The sequence below is a fragment of the Providencia sp. NPDC089933 genome, from assembly GCF_049545585.1.
GTDB classification, from domain to species: domain Bacteria; phylum Pseudomonadota; class Gammaproteobacteria; order Enterobacterales; family Enterobacteriaceae; genus Providencia; species Providencia huashanensis.
This window is the reverse complement of sequence record NZ_JBMWDT010000013.1, coordinates 99,457-122,342: the sequence shown is the minus strand read 5'-3', so window position 1 is coordinate 122,342 and position 22,886 is coordinate 99,457. Positions and strand designations below refer to the sequence as shown.

The window sequence follows — 22,886 nt, the reverse complement described above, 5'->3', positions numbered from 1 at the left end:
TAGCCCTTATTACGACAGTACGTGCATCAGAATATCAATTAACAAATATGTTGATATTAAATTCGAGGTAAAGCAATGAATAAATACACCGAACTCTCTGACTTCAAGATTAATAGAAGAATCGCAGTTATGATTCATAAATATTCAGATTTCATTGAGCAGTATGATAATAAAACTATTTATGTTGACGGTAATATATTCGACCCATACAACAACCCTGCCGATGCAATGCCGATTATTATTGATAATAATATTTCATTACGTGCGCCAACTATAACTGATAGATGGAAAGCGGAATTTGTAGATGAGTACGGTAACTATGTTGGATATCGTAGAGCTCTAAATAAAAACCCACTGCGCGCTGCTATGGAATTATTTCTATTAATGAAGGATGCGGAGAATGAAAAAATATGACCTTATTTATTGTGATCCACCTTGGCAATACAGCAATAAAGTTTCCAACGGTGCCGCCAATAACCATTACCAAACCACCAGCCTATTTGATTTAAAACACCTACCCGTTCATACCATTGCCGCAGATAATGCAATCCTTGCCATGTGGTATACAGGTAATTTTGTGCAAGAAGCGTTTGAGCTTGCCAAAGCATGGGGTTTTACCGTCCGTACACCTAAGGCATTTACATGGGTTAAGTTCAATCCATTGGCTCATGAGCGTTTCGATAAAGCGCTACAAAATGGCTCTCTGTTTGATTGGCATGACCTGCTGGATCTACTCAATGCAGAAACAAAAATGAATGGTGGTAACTACACCAGAGCCAATAGCGAGGATGTATTAATAGCGACTCGCGGAAACGGCTTAGAGCGAATGAGTGCCAGCGTTAAGCAGGTTGTGTTTAGTTGTTTAGGTGAGCACAGCCAAAAGCCTTGGGAGGTTAAAAATAGGCTTGAACAATTATACGGTGACGTTAATCGCATAGAGTTATTTGCGCGTGACATGTCACAGGGTTGGGATGCTTGGGGCAATGAATGCCCGAATAACAGCATTGAACTTACCGGACCACAATTTATATCCAAGGAGACCACAATTGATTGAGTTCATTTTGATAGCATACGCATGGATTGCAGGTTATGTTTTCTCTGCAATTGGTGCCGAAAACGATAGCCGCCCAGTAATTATTGAGCGGCTTTTTTATTCCATATTCTGGCTGGTGGTTGGTGCATCGATGCTATCAACTTTATTAGCTACAAAAGTTATAGGCTCAGAAAAATAAACCTCTTAAACTCTACCCTTCTCTTTCTCCATCCAACCATCCACCATATTAGCCCACTGTTGTAGCATATCGCGGCGCTGCTCGGCATACTCTGCTTTATTATAAACAGCACGTACGCCTTTTTGTTCGTGGGCTAAGCACTTCTCTATCCAGTCAGAATTAAAACCAGCCTCGTGCAATAATGTGCTTGCAGTTCTTCTTAAGTCATGAACTGATAGCGGTTCAAAATCAATCCCTTTCGCATTAATGCGCTTAATAACACCAGTAATCACATTATTTAATGCCGCACTAGACATATGCTTACTAACATCATGTCTACCTGGTATCAAATATTCACTTCCCATCGCACAAGCTTTTAAGCCTATGAGAATATCGTAGGCTTGCTCAGATAAATAAATTACGTGCGCCCTTCGTCCTTTCATTCTATCCTTAGGTATGACCCAAGCCCTTTCTTCAAAATCTATTTCACTCCAAGTCGCTTTTATAAACTCACTTTTTCTAACCATAGTTAATATCACGAACTTAACGGCTAATTTCAGCGTTGGATAACAGCTATAATTTTCTAACTCATTAAAAAATATTCCAACTTCTTTTGCTGTCATTGCTCTATCACGCGCCTCAAAAGTAGCAATTGAGGAAGCCTTGATACTGCTAACTGGATTTTCTATCTCATAACCACGATCAATAACGTAGTCGAACACAGAGCCAACAATTTCACGTATCTGCAATGCTGTAGAATTACCGCCACGTTCTTTAATTTTTTCACATAAGGCCCTAACCTTTTGTGTTGTAATTTCTTCTAGCTGTAGTTTACCCAGTGTTGGATATAGATCCCTTTCGACAATGGCCTTCTTCATATCTAGCGTGCTGTCTGCGAAACGGGTTTCTGATAGATATTTGACGGTATAGTCTTTCAGGGTTAATCCTACTTTGCGCTTTGTAATACCGTCACGCTTCTGTGAAGCTGGTGATACGCCTGCATTCAGCGTCTTTTTGGCGTCGATTAGCATTTCCCTTGCTTCTGCAAGTGTAATACCGTCATCGCTGTAGCGCCCAAACGTTATCGTTTCTCTACGCCCATTAAAGCGATAATCATATCTAAATGATATAGAACCAGTTTTTGTAACAGCAACATATAAACCATCACGATCAGCCACCTTATATAGCTTATCTTCGGGCTTTAAGCTCTTTAATTTTTTATCAGTTAACACGTCGGTATTCCTTTGCGTGATACCGTCATTTTTATATTTTATTTGACGGTATTAAGTTATCAATTTAGTCGTTATTATTTCTGATACCGTCATATATACCGTCAAAATTATCTGCAACTGTCAACTATTAAAAACTGTTAAAAACAAAAAAGCACCAGTAAGTAACTGATGCCTTTGGATTTATCGACAACTAAAAACTGTTATCAACAATAGCTATATTATTCCCACTCAATTGTTGCTGGTGGTTTACCACTAATATCATATACGACCCTAGAAATACCGCTAATTTCATTGATAATGCGGTTTGATACACGGCCTAAGAAATCATATGGTAAATGCGCCCAATGAGCGGTCATAAAGTCAATAGTCTCAACAGCACGCAGAGAAACAACCCAATCGTATTTACGACCATCTCCCATCACACCGACGGAGCGAACAGGTAAAAATACGGTAAATGCTTGGCTAACTTTATGGTATAAATCTGCCTTATGCAGTTCTTCAATAAAGATAGCATCTGCGCGGCGTAGTAAATCACAATATTCTTTCTTAACTTCGCCGAGTACACGAACGCCTAAGCCTGGTCCTGGGAATGGATGGCGATATAACATGTCGTATGGCAGGCCCAGTTCAAGACCGATTTTACGTACTTCATCTTTAAACAGTTCTTTTAACGGCTCAACCAAACCTAACTTCATGTCATCCGGTAAACCACCTACGTTATGGTGTGATTTGATAACGTGTGCCTTACCTGTCGCTGAAGCGGCGGATTCAATAACATCAGGGTAAATTGTCCCTTGTGCTAGCCATTTAATGTTAGGAAGCTTCGATGACTCTTCATCGAATACCTCGATAAATACATGGCCAATTTTCTTACGTTTAGCTTCAGGATCGCTGATCCCTGCTAATGCACTTAAGAAACGATCTTCAGCTTTAGCATGAATGATGTTCAAGTCAAATTTACCCTCGAACATTTCCATCACTTGGTCTGCTTCATTTAAACGTAATAAGCCGTTATCAACGAATACGCAGGTCAAACGCTTGCCAATTGCACGGTTTAATAACAGAGCCGTTACTGATGAATCAACGCCACCTGAAAGTGCCAGCAATACATGATCATCTCCGATTTGCTCTTTCAAGCGCGCAACCGTGTCTTCTATAATTGCCGCTGGTGTCCATAGTGCCTCACATTGGCAAATATCTTGTACAAAACGTTTTAAGATATTTAAACCTTGGTGTGTGTGAGTAACTTCTGGGTGGAATTGAACCCCATAGAACCTTTTATCCTCATTTGCCATGATGGCATATGGGCAGCTTGGTGTGCTTGCGATCGTTTTGAAGTCCGCTGGAATCGCAGTCACTTTATCTCCATGACTCATCCACACATCTAAAACAGGCTTGCCAGCTTCATTCAATGAATCATGAATATCACGGAACAGTTCACATTGCTCAGTAACTTCTACATTTGCATAGCCGAATTCACGCTCGCCTGAAACCTCAACTGCGCCACCTAATTGCATTGACATTGTTTGCATGCCATAGCAAATACCTAATACAGGTACGCCTGCATTGAACACGTAGTCAGGAGCGCGTGGGCTATCTGATTCCGTGGTGCTTTCTGGCCCACCAGAAAGAATAATACCATTTGGATTAAATTCTCGAATTTGCTCTTCTGTAACGTCCCACGCCCAGAGTTCACAATAAACGCCAATTTCACGGATACGACGGGCAATCAGCTGTGTATATTGCGAACCGAAGTCAAGGATAAGAATGCGATGCTTATGGATATTTGTTGTCATTTGAGGAGAATTCCAAAAATTCAAGTCAAAAATAAAATCGGTGGTGCGTATTAATTAACCGCACCACCCTGAAACGTTATCGATTATTGCCCCAAACGGTAGTTCGGAGATTCTTTTGTGATAGTAACGTCATGAACGTGGCTTTCTTGGATACCAGCACCACTAATACGAACAAATTCTGCTTTTGTTCTTAACGCATCAATAGTACCACAACCTGTCAGCCCCATACAGGAGCGTAGCCCGCCCATTTGTTGATGAATAATTTCTTTTAAGCGGCCTTTATACGCCACACGGCCTTCAATCCCCTCAGGGACAAGTTTGTCAGCCGCATTATCAGATTGGAAATAACGGTCTGAAGAACCTTTAGACATAGCTCCTAATGAACCCATACCACGGTATGCTTTATAGGTACGACCTTGGAATAAAATAGTTTCTCCTGGCGATTCTTCAGTCCCCGCAAACATAGAGCCAACCATGACACAAGCTGCCCCAGCGGCAATCGCTTTAGAAATATCACCAGAAAAACGAATTCCCCCATCTGCAATCACAGGGATACCAGTGCCAGCCAATGCCTCTGCCGCTTCTGCAATAGCAGTGATTTGAGGAACCCCAACACCAGTAACAATACGTGTAGTACAAATAGAACCTGGGCCAATCCCTACTTTTACAGCACTAACGCCTGCCTCTGCCAATGCTTTTGCACCTTCGGCTGTCGCAACGTTACCACCAATAATTTGTAATTCTGGGTATTTTTGACGCGTTTCACGAATACGCTGTAATACACCTTCAGAGTGACCATGAGATGAGTCAATCAATAATACATCAACGCCAGCAGCAACCAGCGCGTCAACACGCTCTTCGTTACCTGCTCCGGCACCAACGGCTGCGCCAACACGTAAACGCCCCTGTTCGTCCTTACAAGCATTAGGCTTACGTTCTGCTTTTTGGAAATCTTTAACGGTGATCATCCCTAACAAATGAAAGTTATCATCAATCACTAAGGCTTTTTCTACACGTTTTTCATGCATTTTTTGTAACACGACTTCACGCGCTTCGCCTTCTTTCACAGTAACTAAACGCTCTTTCGGCGTCATTACCGCAGTAACTGGCTGGTCAAGGTCAGTGACGAAACGGACATCACGGCCAGTAATAATCCCCACTAATGAATTGTCTTTAGCTACCACAGGGTAACCTGCGAAACCATTGCGTTCAGACAACTCTTGTACCTGACGAATTGTTGTATCTGGCGTCACCGTAACAGGGTCTGTCACGACGCCACTTTCATGTTTTTTCACACGGCGGACTTCTTCCGCTTGGCGCTCGATGGTCATGTTTTTGTGGATAAAACCGATACCGCCTTCTTGAGCTAGCGCGATTGCAAGATCAGATTCAGTAACGGTGTCCATGGCTGCAGAAAGCATAGGAATGTTCAGGCGGATGTTTGCAGTCAGTTGAGTTGATAAATCTGCAGTATTTGGCAATACCGTTGAGTGTGCAGGAACGAGTAAAACGTCGTCGAAAGTTAGTGCTTCTTTTTTAATGCGTAACATAGGCAATATCCCACCAGGCAGCGTTATGGAAAGGTATAAAATATTGCCGCGGAATTATACACACCGTAATCGGTTGCTTCCAGCCTTTTTTTGAAAAAAAACTTGATAACTCCAATGGCTACGTTAGTATCTATCAATTAAGTCCTTGTTTTAAAATTTGATCTAGCTCACATGTCGACATCACAAAATAGTGCTATTTACTCAGTTAGTAAACTAAACCAAGCGGTTCGCGAACTTCTTGATAACCAAATGGGCCGTATTTGGCTAACTGCTGAAATTTCTAATTTTTCGCAGCCAAGTTCAGGTCATTGGTATTTGACCTTGAAGGATGACCGTGCACAAGTTCGTGCAGCGATGTTTCGTGGGCAAAATGCGCGTGTGACATTTCGCCCACAAAATGGCCAACAAGTTTTAGTCAAGGCTACCGTGACTTTGTATGAGCCTCGCGGTGATTACCAATTGATCATCGAAAGCATGCAACCTGCTGGCGAAGGCTTGTTACAACAACGCTTTGAGCTTTTAAAGCAAACTCTAAATGCGCAAGGCTTGTTTGATGTCACCTATAAAAAAACTTTGCCTAGCCCAGCTAAATGCGTCGGTATTATCACTTCGGCAACCGGGGCTGCATTACATGATATTTTAAACATTTTACGCCGTCGTGACCCTTCACTGCCAATTATCATTTACCCTACAGCGGTTCAAGGTGAATTGGCACCAGCCCAAATTGCGAGAATGATTGAGCTGGCAAATTTGCGTCAAGAATGCGATGTATTAATCGTTGGTCGCGGTGGTGGTTCACTTGAAGATTTGTGGGCCTTTAATGAAGAAATCGTTGCTAGGGCTATTTTTGCTAGCCAACTGCCTATAATTAGTGCTGTTGGTCATGAAACTGACGTGACGATTGCGGATTATGTTGCCGATGTTCGAGCACCAACGCCTTCTGCCGCAGCAGAATTAGTCAGCCGTAACCAATTAGAGATGCTACGCCAGATAAAATCAGCACAGCAACATCTTGAAATGGCAATGGATTATTACGTGGCGGGCCAACAACAAAGGTTTGCTCGTTTACATCATCGTTTACAGCAACAGCACCCGCAATTGCGTTTGGCAAGGCAACATAACCAGCTTAATTTATTGCAACAAAAACTGGCGCAGTCGATGACTCGACAACTACAAAATTCAACGGTTAAATTCGAAAAAGTTAATCGCCGTTTACTGCAAAATGATTTGCGCCCTCAATTGCAAAAACAGCAGCGACAGTTGCAGCAGACACAGTATCATTTGCAGAATATGGTCACGAGTTTGGTTAATAGTTACCGCCAACGTTTCGCAGTAGCTTGTTCAAAAATGGAAGCGGTTAGCCCATTAGCTACCTTAGCTCGCGGGTTTAGTATCAGTGAAACCGCTAAAGGTACAGTGTTGAAAAAAACCAGCCAAGTGAAAATCGGCCAACCACTGAAAACTCGCCTTAATGATGGCTGGGTTGAAAGCCAAGTTACCCATATTGAAAAGGTTAAAGCCAAAAGAGTATCGAAATGATTATTATAACCACTTATCTCGATAAAAATAACGGGATAAGTGGTTTTAAATTTATACGTTGATTAAAAACGCACCTGCCCGCCAATCATATAAGTACGCCCTCTAGCTGTTGCATTGTTTTTACCGCGTTCTTCCATAATAGCGGTAGAATTTGCACGATTTAGTGCATCCGAATAATTTTTATTGGTTACATTATTAACCGTCATCATCAATTTAACGTTTTTATTAACTTCATAGTCTGCATATAAATCAATAATTGTAGGTTGTTTTTCATAGTTATCTTTTAGCGCATTTCCATCATGATCAACGATAGACTGTACACCAATTCGTTTTGAGGGGCCTGTCCATGTAATGGTTGTACCTACGGTTAATTTCTCATCCAATAAACGTACACCAGAATCTAACGTCAAATAATAATCGGGAAGCTCTGTGAAGTCCCCCGCACTGAAATCAGCAACTTTAGCTATAGAGTTAGGTTGATCCCCAGTTTCTTTGGTATAGGATAATGTTGAATAAACTATACCTGCATCATAATTAGCCTGTAATTCATAGCCACGTAGATTAACATCATGAGGCTCATTGACATACATATAGCTTTTACGCATAAAATCTGGGAGTTCTTTGTCCCATACATCACCATTCATTAAGCACCAAGCCAGCTCAGCATTTGAACTAGGACGACAGAGCAAGTAGGGTTTACTTGTAATATAGTCTTTAATTTTTGTATGGAACCATAATGCCTTCATATTAAATTGGTCACCTTCAAAAATTAAATCAGGTTTAAAGCTATTAAAACCAACTTGCCATGTTTGCGATTTCTCTTCTTTTAAAAATGGGTTCATTGAATTACCACCTTCTTGAGAATAAAAAACCTCTTGCGTATTCGGTGCTCTCATTGAATGCGCATAACTAACAAATGGCTGGAATTCAGGAATAATTTCTGCTGATAATAAAACTCCGGGGTTAAAACCATTACCCCGTAAATTTAAAGTCGCGGCTTCTTGTGGAAAACAAAAATCTTGATCACCACATTCAGGTTTGAAACCTTTTAAGTGGTAATTCATATAGTTCAAATCAAAAATTGCTGTATAGATACCATACTTTGCTTCTAGTTGTGTATAGGCGCTCGCAAGATCTAACGACCCACTTGGCGAGAATGGGTTATAGTTCAACGTATCTTGGTCAATAACAGAACTAACCTCGCGCTCATATTTCGTTTTAGATAACTTAGAACCTACTTTCCATTGAAAATCAACATCACCATATGAAAACCGACTTGTATTAGAAAGATTAAGTCCATCGCCAATATTTTTAGACTTACCTTGCCTTAATGCCCAACCTAATGAGTCACCTTCAAATTGTTGGTCGTTTTTACCATGGCTAGCTAAAACCTCAACATCAATTAACTCATTCAGCGGCGTATATTTATATTTAATATAATAATCTTCACTATTAATCTTTCTTCTCGTGAGCTTATTTTGTAAGAAACGACCACTGAATTCTAATTCATGGCTGTCATTAGGTTTATATTTCAATTTGGCTAATTGCGATTGGGGCTTTTGTTTGAAAGTGGAATCAGTGGCAAAGTCGTCACTATCAAACCCATCACCATTTTTATAACTACCAGGAATATTATGGCCACTAACCGCAATTAATCCGCCAAAATAACCATCATCTTGTAATAATGTTTTCCCTGCAACCGCCACCATTCCATTATAACCGAGACCATTATCTCCCCAACTAGCTTTACTACGGAGCCCATATAAATTATCTTTAAAAATCACATCATCAATACCGATAGTGCGGAAATTTGCGCTCCCTACTAAAGCGTTAACACTATTTCCTCCATTTAATTGCCCTTTTTCTACTTCAATTTCAACAATAAAATTTGGATCAATTAAAGCGCCAAAATCATTATTTGGTTGTTGTCCATGTGTATATTGACTCGGGGAAATTCCATAATAACTCTGCGTGATACCATCAACCATCATATTCACGCGCCCAAAACCACTCAGACCACGGAGATTAACATTCACTGTTCCTTGGCTGCCATCCATTTGGGTATAAGTACCGGGCATCGTGCGGATAATTTTGTCCATCGACTGTAATTTATTTTCCGTACCAACCGCATTGTAAGCACCGGGTTTTTCTAATGCTTTGACGAGCGGGGTTTGTTTCTGCGCACCCGAAACTTTTAACTGGCTAAAATTAACCACATTATTTTTCTGTTTATTTTTCTGCTGCGTATTTTCAGCTAAAGCAACCCCTTGGTAGCTAGTGGCAATAATACCAACTACCATAATTATTGTTTTATTATTCATTAAACCATTCCTGTAAACGTACTGAGTGTCATACGCTCACATTGCTAACACAGAACAAAATAGTGCCTGTGAAAAGGCCCAGCAACAATGCCATTAATATTGTTGCTGCCCTAAGAACACCTAATTTTTATAGGTTAATTATTATTTTAAATATGGAAAATATTTGGGTTTATCTTCAAGCATTAAGATAAAGCTATATTCACGAGCTATGTCGTCTAGCGCATTAAAACGCCCTGACTTACCACCATGCCCCGCACTCATATTGGTTTCTAATAATAATAATGAATCACCTTGTTTAATATCTCGCAATTTAGCTACCCATTTAGCAGGCTCCCAGTATTGAACTTGAGAGTCATGTAACCCTGTCGTCACTAGAATATGTGGGTAATGTTGTGCTTTGATATTGTCATATGGACTATAAGCTTTTATTCTCCAGTAATCCTCTTCGTTTTCTGGATTCCCCCACTCATCATATTCCCCTGTCGTCAGAGGAATTGACGGGTCTAACATGGTAGTCACCACATCAACAAATGGGACAGCGGAAACCACACCCTCATATAAATTAGGCGCCATGTTCACAACCGCCCCCATCAACAAGCCACCAGCACTTCCCCCCATGGCATAAACATGCCCTGCTTTACCGTAACCTTCTGATAATAACCCTTTGGTTGCATCAATAAAGTCAGTAAAGGTATTCATCTTGTGGATTGTTTTACCTTGTATGTACCAATTTTTACCTAAGTCACCACCACCACGAATGTGAGCAATCGCGTAAACAAAGCCACGATCAAGCAAAGACAAGCGGGATGAACTAAATGATGGATCAATTCCGTAACCATAAGCGCCATAACCATAGACTAACAATGGGTTTTGCCCCTGTTTGAAAAGATCTTTACGGTAAACCAAGGAAACAGGGACTTTTACACCATCTCGTGCAGTAACCCAAATACGCTTACTTTGGTAATTTTGTTTATTAAAATCTTTAACTTCTTCTTGTTTTAGAAGCTGCTTTTCTTGAGTCAGCATATTAATTTCATATACTGAAGATGGCGTGGTCATTGATGAATAACCGTAGCGTAGTGTATCCGTATCAGGCTCAGGGTTATTCCCGATCCACGCCATGTAAGTTGGGTCATCAAAGCTTACTTGGTTTTCTTTATGTGTTAACCAACTGATTTGGCGGATATTCACCAAACCATTTTGACGTTCTTCCACAACTAACCAATTATTAAATAAAGCAAAATCTTCCAGATCTACCCCATCACGAGGGGCTATAAAGCTTAACCACGGCGCTGAAATATTGTCTGCAATGTATAAACCAAATAATGGGTGTTGGTGATTAGAGCGAATATAGAATTTACCGTTGAAATGATCAGGATAATACTCAACCCCTGTTTGACGTGGTTGTAGAATTTTAACTTCATTTTGTGGCTGGTTAGCATCAATTAACCGGTATTCAGACGTTTCAGTACTCGTGATACCAATTAAAATGAAATCTTTTGACGTCGATTTCGCTAAGCTAACGTAAAAAGTGTCATCCTTTTCTTCATACACCAGTTTATCTTGGGTTTGTTGTGTACCATATTGGTGTTTAACCACTTGGTAAGGCAACAATGTTTGCTTGTCCTTATTCACATAAAATAGTGTTTGGTTATCATTGGCCCAAACAATATTACCTGATGTATTGGTTAATATATTTTCTTGCCATTCGCCCCCCTTAATTTTGCGAAATGACACAGCAAATTCATTACGCCCTTGGCGATCTTCAGCAATAGCTAGCGTGGTGTTATCCGGCGAGATGGCTAATGCCCCCATGCGATAATATTCGGTGCCCTTAGCGCGTTCATTACCATCAACTAAGACAACCCATTCACCATCACTATTAATAGGGCGTCTTTCATATATCGGATAGTTTTTACCCGCAACGACTCGTGAACGGTATGTATAACCATTATAATTATAGGGAACTGACTCATCATCTTGTTTTACTCGAGAAAACAACTCATCATAAATTTCTTTTTTTAACGAACTTCCAGATTGAAGTTGTTGCTGTGTATAGTTGTTTTCTTGTGTTAAGTATTCAATAACTTCTGGTGACTTTCTTGCATCATCCCGCAGCCAATAGTAATCATCGATACGCGTATCACCATGAATAGTCATCGTATGAGGCTGTTTTTGTGCCTTTGGTGCAATCATTCTTTCCTCCGCAAAACTTGCGTTTGTCTGTAGTCCCAATAATATAATGAGACAAAATTTAACGGCTTGAGAGAAGCCTGACAATAGATTTAAATGTGTTAGCATTTCTTACCCTGATTAATCATTGATGATATTAAAATCAATAGGTAACTTCACCGTTACCTTTCCATTAACTAACATATCAATTGGTGGTGGTGGCAATGGTTCAGCTCTCAAAAGGACACGTTGTGCTTCTCTATCTAATGATTGCGTCCCGGAGTTTTTAATTAATACACTGTCTAATACATAACCTTGTGCATCAACCTCAAATTTTATGATAGGACGCCCTATTCTATTACGCCTTTTCGCATCATCAGGGTAGCGCTTAAACTTGTTCAACTGCCCCAGTACCATTGCTTCCCATTGACGTTTGCTATCATCAGCTTGAGAACTGCTATCAACTTGTGCAGCAACGCGCTGTGTTTGTTGTTTAGCCACCGCCTCACTAGTCACCGGTGCAGAACTCGCTTTTGAATTATCGCTTTCAATTTCACTTATTCGTTTGTTACTAATTTCCTTATGTGCTTTTTTGACCTCTGGTTGTGTTTTCTTTTTTTTAATTTTCGCCACTAATAATTCAGCATCTTCATTAACTGGGACAACCGGTTCAAGAAACTCATCGTCAGGAGTTAGCTTTGCTTCGCTTGCTATCGAGAGTTCTTGTGTTTTCCCAATATTAGTTTCAGTTAATTGTTTTGCTTCTGACTCAAAAGAGAGTTCCATTACCACTGAAGGTGATGGTAAGTAATCATCCCATGTATCTTCTATAGTACGAATAAAGAAACCAATAACCATTATGTGTAAAAGAACCGCTAATACAACAGAGCTACTGGTTTTTGTTGCTTGTTCATAACCTAAAGTCATCGCCACCATTTTCATCTTTCTTATCATAAAAAAAAGCATGCAAATGATAATCAATAACAAATGCAAATGAAAAGCATTTATTGCCTTTAATGTTAAATCATTCGCATAATTAATGAATATTACTTATCTTATGCGAAATTAATTATTCTTTGGCGTATACCAAACATAATCAGCATGTAAGTTTTCAATTTGATTACCCTCTTCGGAGATAATCAAAACTTTAAATTCTATTTCAGGAGCTAAATCTTGTAAGTGTAAAGGAACCCCGATTGCACGGGTTGCGTGGTACCCACCGGCATACAGCAACGCAGGTTTTGGCGCATTGATTAACGCTTGTGCCATTGCCCGATCACGCATCTGCTGAATAACAGTCATTTTTTCTACTTGTTCAACGGTAAGTTCCCCACCATGTGAGCTTTTAATCGTTTTCCGAATTGTATCTTGTACTACTGACTGCGTTGAATACTGGCCTTTTAGTACAGGTGGATTAGCATAAGCCTCTGTAATAACCTGTTTATCTAAATTAGCGCTCAACAAAGGATATGGCTGACTAAGTAAATGCCTTACCAGATTACCGTATAAGCCCCAAGGCCAGCCAGTATTCCACTTAATAGCCGCCTGTAGCTTTTCATCACGTATATAAAGGTTACTTTGCATCTGAGCTTGCACCTTGGTGATATTGTTTTGCTGTGAAGGCGTAATCATTTCAAGTAACACAGAGCCTTGAGGGCGAACCTGTTGCATTTCCTGAGCAACCCACTGCTCTATTTGGTGATGATACAGATTGTCATGCTTTTCCCCCACAATCACATGAGTGGATTGTGCGAGTCGCTGGATAAGTTGTTGAGGCGTAATTGGTTTTCCTGTAGACAAATCAACCAATTGATTTGGCCCAGTAAGCTGATTATCTAGTTGTACTATGGACGGTGTAACTTTTTGCACACAACCGCTAATAATGAATAACCCGACGATAAAAATGGATACTTTTGATATTAATCTAATTGAAATCATTATACTTTCCGTATGCTGTAGTCTACACTACAAAATACAGATAATGAGAATCATTTTCAATTAAAAAAGACTTCTATTTTATAAAAACAGAAGTCTTTACAGATAATGTTAAGTTATTAACACAAAACCTATAGCGGGTTAGTTTGTGCTTCTACAACGGCTAATGCCACCATATTCACAATGCGACGTACTGAAGCAATTGGCGTTAAAATATGCACAGGCTTCGCTACTCCCATCAATACTGGCCCTACAGTAACACCATCAGAGCTAGTCACTCGCAGTAAATTATAACTAATACGAGCTGCTTCCATATTAGGCATAATCAATAAGTTAGCTGAACCTTTTAATGGGCTATCAGGCATCACATCTTTGCGAATTGATTCGATTAAGGCCGCATCGGCATGCATTTCACCGTCAATTTCAAGGTGCGGATCACGTGCTTTAACCATCGCAAGTGTATCGCGCATTTTTTGTGCTGATGCGCAATCCGAAGAACCAAAACTAGAACGAGAAAGCAGAGCAACTTTTGGTTCAATACCAAAGCGACGTACGGTATCTGCCGCCATTAAAGTAATTTCTGTTAGCTCTTCAGGTGTAGGGTCTTCATTAACGTAAGTATCGGCGATAAACGTGTTACCGGTTGGTAGTAGCAAGGCATTCATCGCACCTGCGGTATGAACACCTTCACGGAAACCAAATAGTTCTTTGACGACTTCGTAATGTTCACCATAACTTCCGACAGTACCGCAAATCATCCCATCTGCTTCGCCACGCAATACCATGATCCCACCAATTAAGGTTGGGTTATTGATTACAGCACGACGTGCCATTTCTTGTGAGACGCCTCGGCGTTTCATAATCTGGTAGTATTCTTGCCAGTACTCTTTATACCGTGGGTCATTTTCATTGTTTACTACTTCAAAATCTTTACCTAGTTCAATATGTAGGCCAAGCTTTTGAATGCGCATTTCAATCACACTAGGACGCCCAACTAAAACAGGGAACGCTAAACCTAATGAAACTAATTCTTGAGTCGCATGCAATACGCGCTCTTCTTCCCCTTCCGCCAAAACAATGCGTTTTTTCTCTGTTTTCGCTTGAGAGAAAATAGGCTTCATAAACAAGTTTGTTTTATAGACAAACTGATTTAATTTTTCGATATACACATCAAAGTCTTCGATTGGTCGTGTTGCAACGCCTGAATCCATAGCGGCTTTTGCAACAGCAGGAGCAATCTTAACAATTAAGCGTGGGTCAAATGGTTTAGGAATAATATATTCAGGGCCAAAAAATAAGTCCTGATTACCATACGCAGAGGCCACTTCTTCACTTTGTTCTGCCAAAGCCAAATCTGCAATGGCATACACACAAGCTAGTTTCATTTCTTCGTTAATGGTTGTCGCACCCACATCCAGTGCACCACGGAAAATGAATGGGAAGCATAAAACGTTATTAACTTGGTTAGGATAATCAGAACGACCTGTACAGATAATGGCGTCAGGACGAACCTCTTTGGCTAACGGTGGAAGAATTTCAGGCTCTGGGTTGGCAAGCGCCAATATGAGTGGGTCTTTTGCCATGGTTTTCACCATTTCAGGCGTTAAAAGACGAGGACCAGAACAACCTAGGAAAATATCGGCATTTGGTATCGCATCAGCTAAAGTACGCTGGCCGTTATCTTCAATCGCATAGGCCGCTTTAGTGACATCCATTTTTTCGTCACGACCCTTATAAATAACACCTTTTGAGTCACAAACTGTGATATTTTCACGTTTTAAGCCTAATGCGACTAATAAATTCATACAAGCGATTGATGCGGCTCCCGCGCCTGAAACCACTAGACGGACGTCACCAATCTCTTTTTTTACAATGCGTAATCCATTGATAACCGCAGCAGTACAGATAATCGCTGTCCCGTGTTGGTCATCGTGGAATACGGGTATTTTCATGCGTTCACGCAGTTTTTGTTCAATATAAAAGCATTCTGGCGCTTTGATATCTTCCAAATTAATACCACCAAAAGTTGGCTCAAGCGAAGCAATGATATCAACCAGTTTGTCTGGGTCTGTTTCATCAACTTCAATATCAAAGACATCAACGCCAGAAAACTTTTTAAATAGTACGCCTTTCCCTTCCATGACAGGTTTACCTGCCAAAGCACCAATATTACCTAACCCAAGAACTGCCGTACCGTTGGACACAACGCCAACAAGGTTACCTTTAGCAGTATAACGATAAGCTTTAAGTGGGTTTTCAGCAATTTCAAGGCATGGAACAGCAACGCCGGGGGAATAAGCTAATGCAAGATCGCGCTGGGTTGTTAATGGTTTAGTTGGAGTAACAGTAATTTTCCCAGGATGTGGAAACTCATGAAAATCAAGAGCACTTTGTTTTAATTTATCATCCATCGTCAAGTCCTTTCAAAATTGGTAAGGTAAGAGCGCTAACAGTATAAACACATCTCACTAGCAAATCATGATCATGCTGGCAATTTCCAGAAAAATCTTTCGGTTACGATGATATTATCAGCAATATGTCTGCAGATACCTTACCTGCGCTATCGTTTTATCCATTCAAAGTCCCCCTGCCTCTACCAATAATAAAAGTGATAACAGCAACACGTTTAAGATATTAATCTATTTCTCACAGACTAAGATATTTATTAATTTTATATAAATCATATATCATTATGTACTCCTTCAATTTAAAAAACATGCAAATTAAATTGTGAAAATATTATTTTTACTTTCATGATTATTTTTTTATCATTATCATATTAAAATATTAGATATTATTTACACCAATTTAATGTATTATCAAAATTTGTGATTATTATTTTTATGTCGTGTTCTCATAACATATTTCAGTAACTTATTTCAGCAATGCAGGCAATATATAACAACCTAATACATAGTGACAAAACACTATTATATATATTAATTATATATTAAATAAATTATTTAACAGCCCACTCTCTATATGGAAAATATGATATTCCTTAAGACATGACAAAGGAACCGACTATGTCTAATTATTCAGTAATGATTATTGATGAACACCCGATCATACACTTCGGATTACGTCAACTTATAAATACCGATGATTACTTTACTATAATTGCTGAATGTTGCTGCTGTAACGACGCTTTGAATGTCGCAACACAGTTACACCCTAACCTAATAATAATTGATACTAATATTCGAGGGAATAAAACGTTTGAGACCATACGCTCACTTCGTAAGCATTGTATAAATAGTTATATATTAGTGTTATCTGCATCTACTATTAAGACTGATGTGTATAATGCTATCGATTCCGGTGCTCAAGGTTATTTATTAAAAAACAGTGATCTAGATATGCTATTTTATAGTATGAAAAAAGCATCAGAAGGCCAGCATGTGTTTAGTGAAAAAATATATCAACTGCTTATTACACGGCATCAATCTACTGACCCTTTATCAACACTAACTCGACGCGAATGTGAAATCATTCACAAAATGGCACTAGGCTTAAAAAATAGGGAAATAGCTAAATTGTTTTTTATTTCAGAGGAAACGGTGAAAGTTCACATACGCAATATTCTTAAGAAGCTACGTGTCCGCTCACGACTTGAAGCAAGCTTAATATATATGCGCTCAAAATAAATCTATATAATTTAATATTAACGCTCAGTTTAATTCATTTAATATTTATGAAATAAACTATATGCAAGCAAATAATAACCTTGATATCTATTTACCATTTTGGGGTAGATCCTCAATGCATTTTCCCGCATTATATAAGGTATATCGCTATTTTTTGAGGACCATTGTATGTCGAACACCCCTGCTGCTTCTCCTTATATTATGTACGGAATTAAAAATTGTGACACCATAAAAAAAGCTCGCCGATACTTAGAGGATAATGGGGTTGATTATCAGTTCCATGATTATCGGGTTGATGGAATTAGTGATGCATTACTTTCTACACTGATGGATAACATTGACTGGGAAATCCTCGTTAATAAGCGTGGTACTACATGGCGTAAATTGACTGATGATGAAAAAAATGCCGTTATCGACGCTAATAGCGCTAAAAAGGTATTACTTGCAGAGCCTGCGATGATCAAACGCCCTGTACTTGTTTCCGCTGATAACCGTTATCTAGTTGGGTTTAATGCGGATGAGTACCAAAACTTCATTAAATAATCAGGTGATTAAAATGGATTGTCCGGTTATTCAACTTGCCAAAGAACTTATTGCTCGCCCTTCAATCAGCCCTGATGACCAAGGCTGCCAAGCCTTACTTATTGAACGCCTAGACAAAATTGGCTTCATTATTGAGCCCATGCCCTTTGGGAATACATTAAATTTTTGGGCATTTCGTGGCGCAAAAGGCCCTACTTTAGCCTTCGCAGGTCACACTGATGTTGTCCCTGCGGGTAATAGTGCTCAGTGGCAAACACCACCATTTACACCTACGATTATAAATCAGCATCTTTATGGCCGTGGTGCTGCCGACATGAAGGGTTCAGTCGCAGCAATGGTCGTCGCTGCAGAGCGATTTGTTGAAAAACACCCCAACCATCAGGGTCGTTTAGCCTTTTTAATCACCTCAGATGAAGAGGCAGATGCGTTAGACGGTACTGTTAAAGTCGTTGAAACTTTAATGCAGCGCCAAGAACGCGTCGACTACTGTTTAGTCGGTGAGCCTTCTAGTCAAGCTCAATTAGGTGACATTGTTAAAAATGGCCGCAGAGGTTCAATCACAGCTAACCTCACTATCATCGGCGTACAAGGCCATGTCGCCTACCCACATTTAGCAACTAACCCAGTTCACCGCGCAAGTGCGTTTTTGCATGAGCTTACGACCACCACATGGGATACTGGTAATGATTTTTTCCCAGCAACGACGATGCAAATTGCTAACATCCATGCAGGGACAGGGGCAAGTAATGTGATCCCTGGAGAATTATCTGTCCAATTTAATTTCCGTTTTAGTACTGAGTTGACTGACACACAAATACGTGACAGGGTCACTGAAATGTTATCACGACATGGACTCGAATATAAAATTGAATGGGTACTATCGGGGCAACCTTTTTTGACAGAAAAACGCGAATTAGTTACCGCTACATTACAAGCAATTCATGAATTAACGGGTCAAAACGCTGAACTTTCAACCAGTGGTGGTACGTCGGATGGCCGTTTTATCGCTCAAATGGGCACTCAAGTGATTGAACTAGGCCCATTAAATGCAACAATTCATAAAGTTGATGAATGCGTAAAAGTGGATGACCTACAACAATTAGCTTTAATCTATGAGAGGATCATGGAGTTGTTAATACTATGACCACCAATAATATGCTCACTATTGAAATGCTAACTGGCCGCTCAACAGACCATTTAGTTACGCTTGGCGGGTCACATCGCTTGCAATTTAATGCAACAAAAGCGTTTCTTGCAATGCAACAAACCGCGACTAAAGCGGGCTTTAAATTACAGTCAGCAAGCGCTTTTCGTGATTTTTCACGTCAACAACTTATTTGGAATGAAAAATTTACCGGCCTGCGCCCTGTTCTTGATACTCATAGTCAACCATTAGATATCAGCCAACTTTCTGAAGGGGAACTATGTGAAGCTATTCTGCATTGGTCCGCATTACCCGGAGCCAGTCGCCATCACTGGGGCACAGAGATTGATGTTTATGACCCTTTGCGTATCCCTACAGGGCAAACATTGCAGTTAGAACCATGGGAATATGAGGCTGGGGGCTACCTTGCAGAGCTAAATGATTGGCTTACTGAAAATATGTCAACATTCGATTTTTATCGCCCGTTCACAGCAATTGATGCTGGTGTCGCATACGAACCGTGGCATATTAGTTATTGGCCTTTAGCGCATGAAGCTGAGCAATTATTAACACCTGAAGTGATTAAACAAGTGTTACAGCAAGAAGAGATCTATGGTAAAAATTGGCTAATCAACAACTTAAATTATGTATTTGAGCGTTATATTCGCCTAGATGTATAAGACTAGCTAAGACATTTCCCCCTATTATATTGCGTTTCATAGATTGGAATTCCCCGTCTATGAAACCTTCTTATTTTTCCCTGAAATTTGTTCATCAACCACTGGAAGCCTATACATAAACATTAACAACCAACATAACAGTACCAATAAGCTTATTTTTAACCAAAGGTAACTAACAACCCAAATAGAAAATGAAAATGTTAATAAGATTAAAATAATAGCCTTAGGTTTAGCCCCCTTTGGTAACCCTTTATGTTTTTGCCAATGACGAATATAACTACCGAACCACGAACGATATAGCAACCAGTGATGGAAACGCGGTGATGAGCGAGAGAAGCACCAAGCAGCTAATAATAAAAAAGGGGTTGTTGGCAAAACGGGAAGCACCACACCAGCAAAAGCCAGTACAACAGCTAACCATCCAATGGTAATGAGGAACAATTTTTTCAAAACTCCTCCTCCTTTATAAAGAATAAGAAATAAGCAGATACTAAGGTAAAATACCTTACAAAATCTGTGGTAACTCATAGTAATATCAATGATATACTGTAATGGTAAATAGGCGTAATGAAAAGTCGATTTTGCCGATTGAAATGATTATGATTACCTTTATTTTAGCGTGCTGAAGGTATTGTCCGATTTTAACGGGTATAGCTATATTTTTATCATGCCGTTTAATTTCTAATAAAGGTGATAGGAAACTCGCCTAGTCACATACCCCCGTATGTAACTAGGGTGACTGAGCGAAATCAACGCACAGACAGCTCAAAGAATGACTGTTCCATACCCATTCTAAATTATTTGAGTTGTATGAAGGCGATAAGAGAAGGCATCCCTAGGAGCATACACCCGTATGTGACTAGGGTAACTGAGCGAAATCAACGCACAGACAGCTCAAAGAATGACGAATGGAAGGTGAATATGCAATGGCTAGCTGACTACTGGTGGATAATTTTACTCTTACTAGTCGGTATTATTTGGAACTCAGTAAAAGAAATGCTGAGACTTGACCCCAAAAAATACCTAGATGATAAACCTGAACTCCCTCCTCATAAAGATAATAACCACTTATGGGACGATGAGGATGACTGGCCTAATGACAAAAAGAAATAATCTTTTGTTTTATTTTGCTAAGCAAATCGGGTTGGTATTTTTTTACTTGTGTACCAACCTCTTTTCTCGCTAATTGTAGCCATTGTTTTTTCCCTGTTAATGCCATATCAGCGCAAATTTGAGTTATCGGCTCTAATGATTGCAAATGCCTACTTAACAAAGGTAGTTCATTTGAAGTTACAGTTAACAAACGCATAATGGCACTTTTACTTGCTGCTAGAGGGCGTTTAAACTCACTAAAACCGACTAGTTCTAACCAATCTTCATCCATTAACTGCTGTTGGTCACTTACTAGTAAATTAAACGCTGATAAATCCTCACGCCAGGCTACATCCCGCTGTAACAACAATTCACCTTGCTCACAAAATTGAGATGCGCGGCTCGAAATCGGTAATATTGCCATCGCAGTAAAACACCCGCTACTCGCTTCTTTATGGTCCCCTATGCGAATTAACCGAAAACCTGCTTTTTGCCAAAATGCGAGTAAATCAGGGGTTAACCCAAAACTGACTGATAAAAAATCCAAACCCTGTTGTTTCGCAATAACCTGTTGCTTTTCTAATAATGTTAAACCAACTTGTTTTCTTCGATAATGGCTCTCAACGGCAATACGCATTACCCTACGTGATTTCCATTGAGCAACATTTGGAAAATAACTGTGTGCGGCTAATGACTGTACAACTAAATTCCCTCTAGGCCGGCGTAAACCAGCCCAAATTTGCCAGCCTAGCGCTTCAGTTAATTGCCCCTCATCTACCATCCATACAGCACCAATGAAAGTGCTTTCATGGCCGACAGCTTTTGCCGCCATAAAATGTTGTTGCTTTGCGTCCAATAAACGCCTTAAATCTAAAGGAGATGTTCGATAATGCGCACTCATCAATAAGCCATAAAAAGCGCTAAGTTGGGTATAGTTAGCCGCCAATTCCATTTGAGTTATCCCTAAATACTCAATGGCATCAACCTTATTTTTCTGACATTCTGGTTCTTGTAACAGGAGTGCTTGGTTAAGCCATAGCTCTAAAGGGTCATTTCGAGCAAAACGCATCGGCTCATCAAGCTGAAGTGCTGTGAAATTTTGCAAACTAGCACAAAATTTCAACATAAAACCACGCCCAGTTCCCTCATAACCATCAACGGTCGTCGTCAATAAAACTCGAGGAAAGTATTCTACTAATTCACGCAAAATATAGCTTGGGATGGCTGAAGCTTCATCAATAATTAACCAATCTGCAGTAATGTTTTTTTTCTGGCGACAAAACGACAAAAGATTATCTGGGGACCAAAACGTAATTGGCTTACCTGCCCGTTGTGTTAACACTTCTGTCGCCACTTTCGCTGGAGCACAACACCAGCACTCCCCAGGCCATTGTTGTATTAGCATCCCCGCAAGGGTCGATTTCCCCCGCCCTCTAGGTGCTATTACCCCCCAAATACCACCTTGAGCATGTAATAATTGGCTAATAATTTTTTGTTGTTGTTTGGTTGGTTGACCTGTTGCTGGCAACCATTTGGTTTTATTTTCCAACAATGAAAAACTGGGGGTATTCCCCTGCTGGTAAAATAATACGGTATCCGATAAGTGAATTGTGTGTTGTAAGTGCGATACAAAATTAGGAGTGGGAATAATACCGTGTTGCTCATTCCAGCGTAGGCTATCCACATCTTCACTGGCTGCCCATCTCGACGGCTCTTTGGTACATAAAACCAACAGACTGCCAGCCTTCAATGCCCCAGATAATATTGCCAATGCTTCACTATGTAGGCCTTTACGCGCGTCAAAAATACCGTGTAAAAACTCCCGACCTAACAACAAGTGTGCATTTTCAGGTAGAACCGCCCTCGGTAAGCTAGAGGATAGCGTTAACCAATCCCCCTTTAGTGTTTCTTGTAAGTTTATCAGTTGTTGCTCGACCCAAGCATCGTCTCCAGAAAGGAGCAAAAGACGCCGCATGCCCAGAAAACGAAGCTGTTCTACAATGGGAGATAATAGTTCAACCATA

Annotated in this window: 19 protein-coding genes; 9 read left to right on the top strand and 10 right to left on the bottom strand. The window is 40.0% G+C overall.

Translation table 11 applies throughout. From position 1 onward, the window contains the following. Nucleotides 1-75 precede the first annotated feature (75 nt). From ACPEH5_RS17785 to ACPEH5_RS17775, 3 genes are read left to right on the top strand one after another with little or no spacing between them, the layout of a single operon-like run. Nucleotides 76-414 carry a phage protein NinX family protein gene (locus tag ACPEH5_RS17785; RefSeq protein WP_281111200.1) on the top strand — a complete coding sequence of 113 codons (339 nt, stop codon included), beginning with the start codon at nucleotides 76-78 and terminating at the stop codon, nucleotides 412-414. Continuing rightward, nucleotides 401-1,054, top strand: a complete 654-nt coding sequence (locus ACPEH5_RS17780) for an MT-A70 family methyltransferase (RefSeq protein WP_281111199.1) — start codon at nucleotides 401-403, stop codon at nucleotides 1,052-1,054. The genes ACPEH5_RS17785 and ACPEH5_RS17780 overlap by 14 nt, the downstream gene beginning before the upstream one ends. Beyond that, entirely contained in the window at nucleotides 1,047-1,232 is a 186-nt protein-coding gene (locus tag ACPEH5_RS17775; RefSeq protein WP_109912452.1) for a hypothetical protein, read from the top strand. Before ACPEH5_RS17780 ends, ACPEH5_RS17775 begins: the two co-directional genes overlap by 8 nt. A 5-nt stretch (nucleotides 1,233-1,237) precedes the next feature. Here ACPEH5_RS17775 and ACPEH5_RS17770 read toward each other — a convergent pair whose 3' ends face one another. The 3 genes from ACPEH5_RS17770 to guaB form a co-directional block, all read right to left on the bottom strand. Continuing rightward, nucleotides 1,238-2,443 carry a tyrosine-type recombinase/integrase gene (locus ACPEH5_RS17770; protein ID WP_281111198.1) on the bottom strand — a complete coding sequence of 402 codons (1,206 nt, stop codon included), beginning with the start codon at nucleotides 2,441-2,443 and terminating at the stop codon, nucleotides 1,238-1,240. A gap of 218 nt (nucleotides 2,444-2,661) precedes the next feature. Then, nucleotides 2,662-4,239 carry a glutamine-hydrolyzing GMP synthase gene (gene guaA, locus ACPEH5_RS17765; protein WP_281111197.1) on the bottom strand — a complete coding sequence of 526 codons (1,578 nt, stop codon included), beginning with the start codon at nucleotides 4,237-4,239 and terminating at the stop codon, nucleotides 2,662-2,664. An 83-nt stretch (nucleotides 4,240-4,322) separates the two neighbouring features. Continuing rightward, the gene (guaB, locus tag ACPEH5_RS17760) at nucleotides 4,323-5,789 is read right to left on the bottom strand and encodes an IMP dehydrogenase (protein ID WP_042843566.1); all 1,467 of its coding nucleotides are present in this window, start codon (nucleotides 5,787-5,789) and stop codon (nucleotides 4,323-4,325) included. Nucleotides 5,790-5,960: 171 nt separating this feature from the next. Between guaB and xseA the strand changes: the two genes are divergently transcribed. Next, nucleotides 5,961-7,328 (top strand): exodeoxyribonuclease VII large subunit, encoded by a 1,368-nt coding sequence (gene xseA, locus ACPEH5_RS17755; RefSeq protein WP_048607330.1) that lies wholly within the window; start codon nucleotides 5,961-5,963, stop codon nucleotides 7,326-7,328. A gap of 62 nt (nucleotides 7,329-7,390) precedes the next feature. Here the strand turns inward: xseA and ACPEH5_RS17750 are convergent, their stop codons facing one another. The 5 genes from ACPEH5_RS17750 to maeB all read right to left on the bottom strand — a co-directional run bounded on the left by ACPEH5_RS17750 (nucleotide 7,391) and on the right by maeB (nucleotide 16,167). After that, nucleotides 7,391-9,649 (bottom strand): TonB-dependent receptor domain-containing protein, encoded by a 2,259-nt coding sequence (locus tag ACPEH5_RS17750; RefSeq protein ID WP_166687280.1) that lies wholly within the window; start codon nucleotides 9,647-9,649, stop codon nucleotides 7,391-7,393. A gap of 141 nt (nucleotides 9,650-9,790) precedes the next feature. Further along, entirely contained in the window at nucleotides 9,791-11,950 is a 2,160-nt protein-coding gene (locus ACPEH5_RS17745) for a S9 family peptidase (protein ID WP_129465977.1), read from the bottom strand. A gap of 12 nt (nucleotides 11,951-11,962) precedes the next feature. Then, nucleotides 11,963-12,757 (bottom strand): energy transducer TonB, encoded by a 795-nt coding sequence (locus ACPEH5_RS17740; RefSeq protein WP_129466348.1) that lies wholly within the window; start codon nucleotides 12,755-12,757, stop codon nucleotides 11,963-11,965. Between the two features lie 129 nt (nucleotides 12,758-12,886). Continuing rightward, the gene (locus tag ACPEH5_RS17735; RefSeq protein ID WP_129465978.1) at nucleotides 12,887-13,759 is read right to left on the bottom strand and encodes a ChaN family lipoprotein; all 873 of its coding nucleotides are present in this window, start codon (nucleotides 13,757-13,759) and stop codon (nucleotides 12,887-12,889) included. Nucleotides 13,760-13,887: 128 nt separating this feature from the next. Continuing rightward, the gene (maeB, locus tag ACPEH5_RS17730) at nucleotides 13,888-16,167 is read right to left on the bottom strand and encodes an NADP-dependent oxaloacetate-decarboxylating malate dehydrogenase (RefSeq protein WP_042843562.1); all 2,280 of its coding nucleotides are present in this window, start codon (nucleotides 16,165-16,167) and stop codon (nucleotides 13,888-13,890) included. Nucleotides 16,168-16,782: 615 nt separating this feature from the next. Here maeB and ACPEH5_RS17725 point away from each other — a divergent pair. The 4 genes from ACPEH5_RS17725 (at nucleotide 16,783) to ACPEH5_RS17710 (ending at nucleotide 19,770) form a co-directional block, all read left to right on the top strand. Continuing rightward, complete coding sequence (locus ACPEH5_RS17725) at nucleotides 16,783-17,403, top strand: LuxR C-terminal-related transcriptional regulator (protein WP_042843561.1); 621 nt, start codon at nucleotides 16,783-16,785, stop codon at nucleotides 17,401-17,403. 168 nt (nucleotides 17,404-17,571) lie between these two features. Beyond that, on the top strand, nucleotides 17,572-17,946 hold the full coding sequence (locus ACPEH5_RS17720; protein WP_042843560.1) for an ArsC family reductase: 375 nt from the start codon (nucleotides 17,572-17,574) through the stop codon (nucleotides 17,944-17,946). Nucleotides 17,947-17,959: 13 nt separating this feature from the next. Further along, the gene (dapE, locus tag ACPEH5_RS17715) at nucleotides 17,960-19,090 is read left to right on the top strand and encodes a succinyl-diaminopimelate desuccinylase (RefSeq protein WP_042844316.1); all 1,131 of its coding nucleotides are present in this window, start codon (nucleotides 17,960-17,962) and stop codon (nucleotides 19,088-19,090) included. 11 nt (nucleotides 19,091-19,101) lie between these two features. After that, nucleotides 19,102-19,770, top strand: coding sequence for a M15 family metallopeptidase (locus ACPEH5_RS17710; protein ID WP_042844315.1), 669 nt, complete (start codon nucleotides 19,102-19,104; stop codon nucleotides 19,768-19,770). Nucleotides 19,771-19,827: 57 nt separating this feature from the next. Here the strand turns inward: ACPEH5_RS17710 and ACPEH5_RS17705 are convergent, their stop codons facing one another. Beyond that, nucleotides 19,828-20,220: a DUF454 family protein gene (locus ACPEH5_RS17705; RefSeq protein WP_094301207.1), complete on the bottom strand. Its 393-nt coding sequence runs from the start codon at nucleotides 20,218-20,220 to the stop codon at nucleotides 19,828-19,830. A 471-nt stretch (nucleotides 20,221-20,691) separates the two neighbouring features. On the opposite strand from ACPEH5_RS17705, the gene ACPEH5_RS17700 reads away from it, so the two are divergent. Continuing rightward, entirely contained in the window at nucleotides 20,692-20,883 is a 192-nt protein-coding gene (locus ACPEH5_RS17700; RefSeq protein ID WP_042843559.1) for a YpfN family protein, read from the top strand. Here the strand turns inward: ACPEH5_RS17700 and ACPEH5_RS17695 are convergent. Beyond that, nucleotides 20,864-22,885: a tRNA(Met) cytidine acetyltransferase TmcA gene (locus tag ACPEH5_RS17695; RefSeq protein ID WP_042843557.1), complete on the bottom strand. Its 2,022-nt coding sequence runs from the start codon at nucleotides 22,883-22,885 to the stop codon at nucleotides 20,864-20,866. The two genes, ACPEH5_RS17700 and ACPEH5_RS17695, sit on opposite strands and share 20 nt — an antisense overlap. Nucleotide 22,886: the final 1 nt, after the last annotated feature.

Coding starts and splice junctions, on each gene's coding strand:
- ACPEH5_RS17785 (WP_281111200.1), top strand. CDS start 76: ATGAATAAATACACCGAACTCTCTGACTTCAAGATTAATAGAAGAATC.
- ACPEH5_RS17780 (WP_281111199.1), top strand. CDS start 401: ATGAAAAAATATGACCTTATTTATTGTGATCCACCTTGGCAATACAGC.
- guaA (WP_281111197.1), bottom strand. CDS start 4,239: ATGACAACAAATATCCATAAGCATCGCATTCTTATCCTTGACTTCGGT.
- guaB (WP_042843566.1), bottom strand. CDS start 5,789: ATGTTACGCATTAAAAAAGAAGCACTAACTTTCGACGACGTTTTACTC.
- xseA (WP_048607330.1), top strand. CDS start 5,961: ATGTCGACATCACAAAATAGTGCTATTTACTCAGTTAGTAAACTAAAC.
- ACPEH5_RS17750 (WP_166687280.1), bottom strand. CDS start 9,649: ATGAATAATAAAACAATAATTATGGTAGTTGGTATTATTGCCACTAGC.
- ACPEH5_RS17745 (WP_129465977.1), bottom strand. CDS start 11,950: ATGCTAACACATTTAAATCTATTGTCAGGCTTCTCTCAAGCCGTTAAA.
- ACPEH5_RS17740 (WP_129466348.1), bottom strand. CDS start 12,757: ATGGTGGCGATGACTTTAGGTTATGAACAAGCAACAAAAACCAGTAGC.
- ACPEH5_RS17735 (WP_129465978.1), bottom strand. CDS start 13,759: ATGATTTCAATTAGATTAATATCAAAAGTATCCATTTTTATCGTCGGG.
- maeB (WP_042843562.1), bottom strand. CDS start 16,167: ATGGATGATAAATTAAAACAAAGTGCTCTTGATTTTCATGAGTTTCCA.
- ACPEH5_RS17725 (WP_042843561.1), top strand. CDS start 16,783: ATGTCTAATTATTCAGTAATGATTATTGATGAACACCCGATCATACAC.
- ACPEH5_RS17720 (WP_042843560.1), top strand. CDS start 17,572: ATGTCGAACACCCCTGCTGCTTCTCCTTATATTATGTACGGAATTAAA.
- dapE (WP_042844316.1), top strand. CDS start 17,960: ATGGATTGTCCGGTTATTCAACTTGCCAAAGAACTTATTGCTCGCCCT.
- ACPEH5_RS17710 (WP_042844315.1), top strand. CDS start 19,102: ATGCTCACTATTGAAATGCTAACTGGCCGCTCAACAGACCATTTAGTT.
- ACPEH5_RS17700 (WP_042843559.1), top strand. CDS start 20,692: ATGCAATGGCTAGCTGACTACTGGTGGATAATTTTACTCTTACTAGTC.
- ACPEH5_RS17695 (WP_042843557.1), bottom strand. CDS start 22,885: ATGGTTGAACTATTATCTCCCATTGTAGAACAGCTTCGTTTTCTGGGC.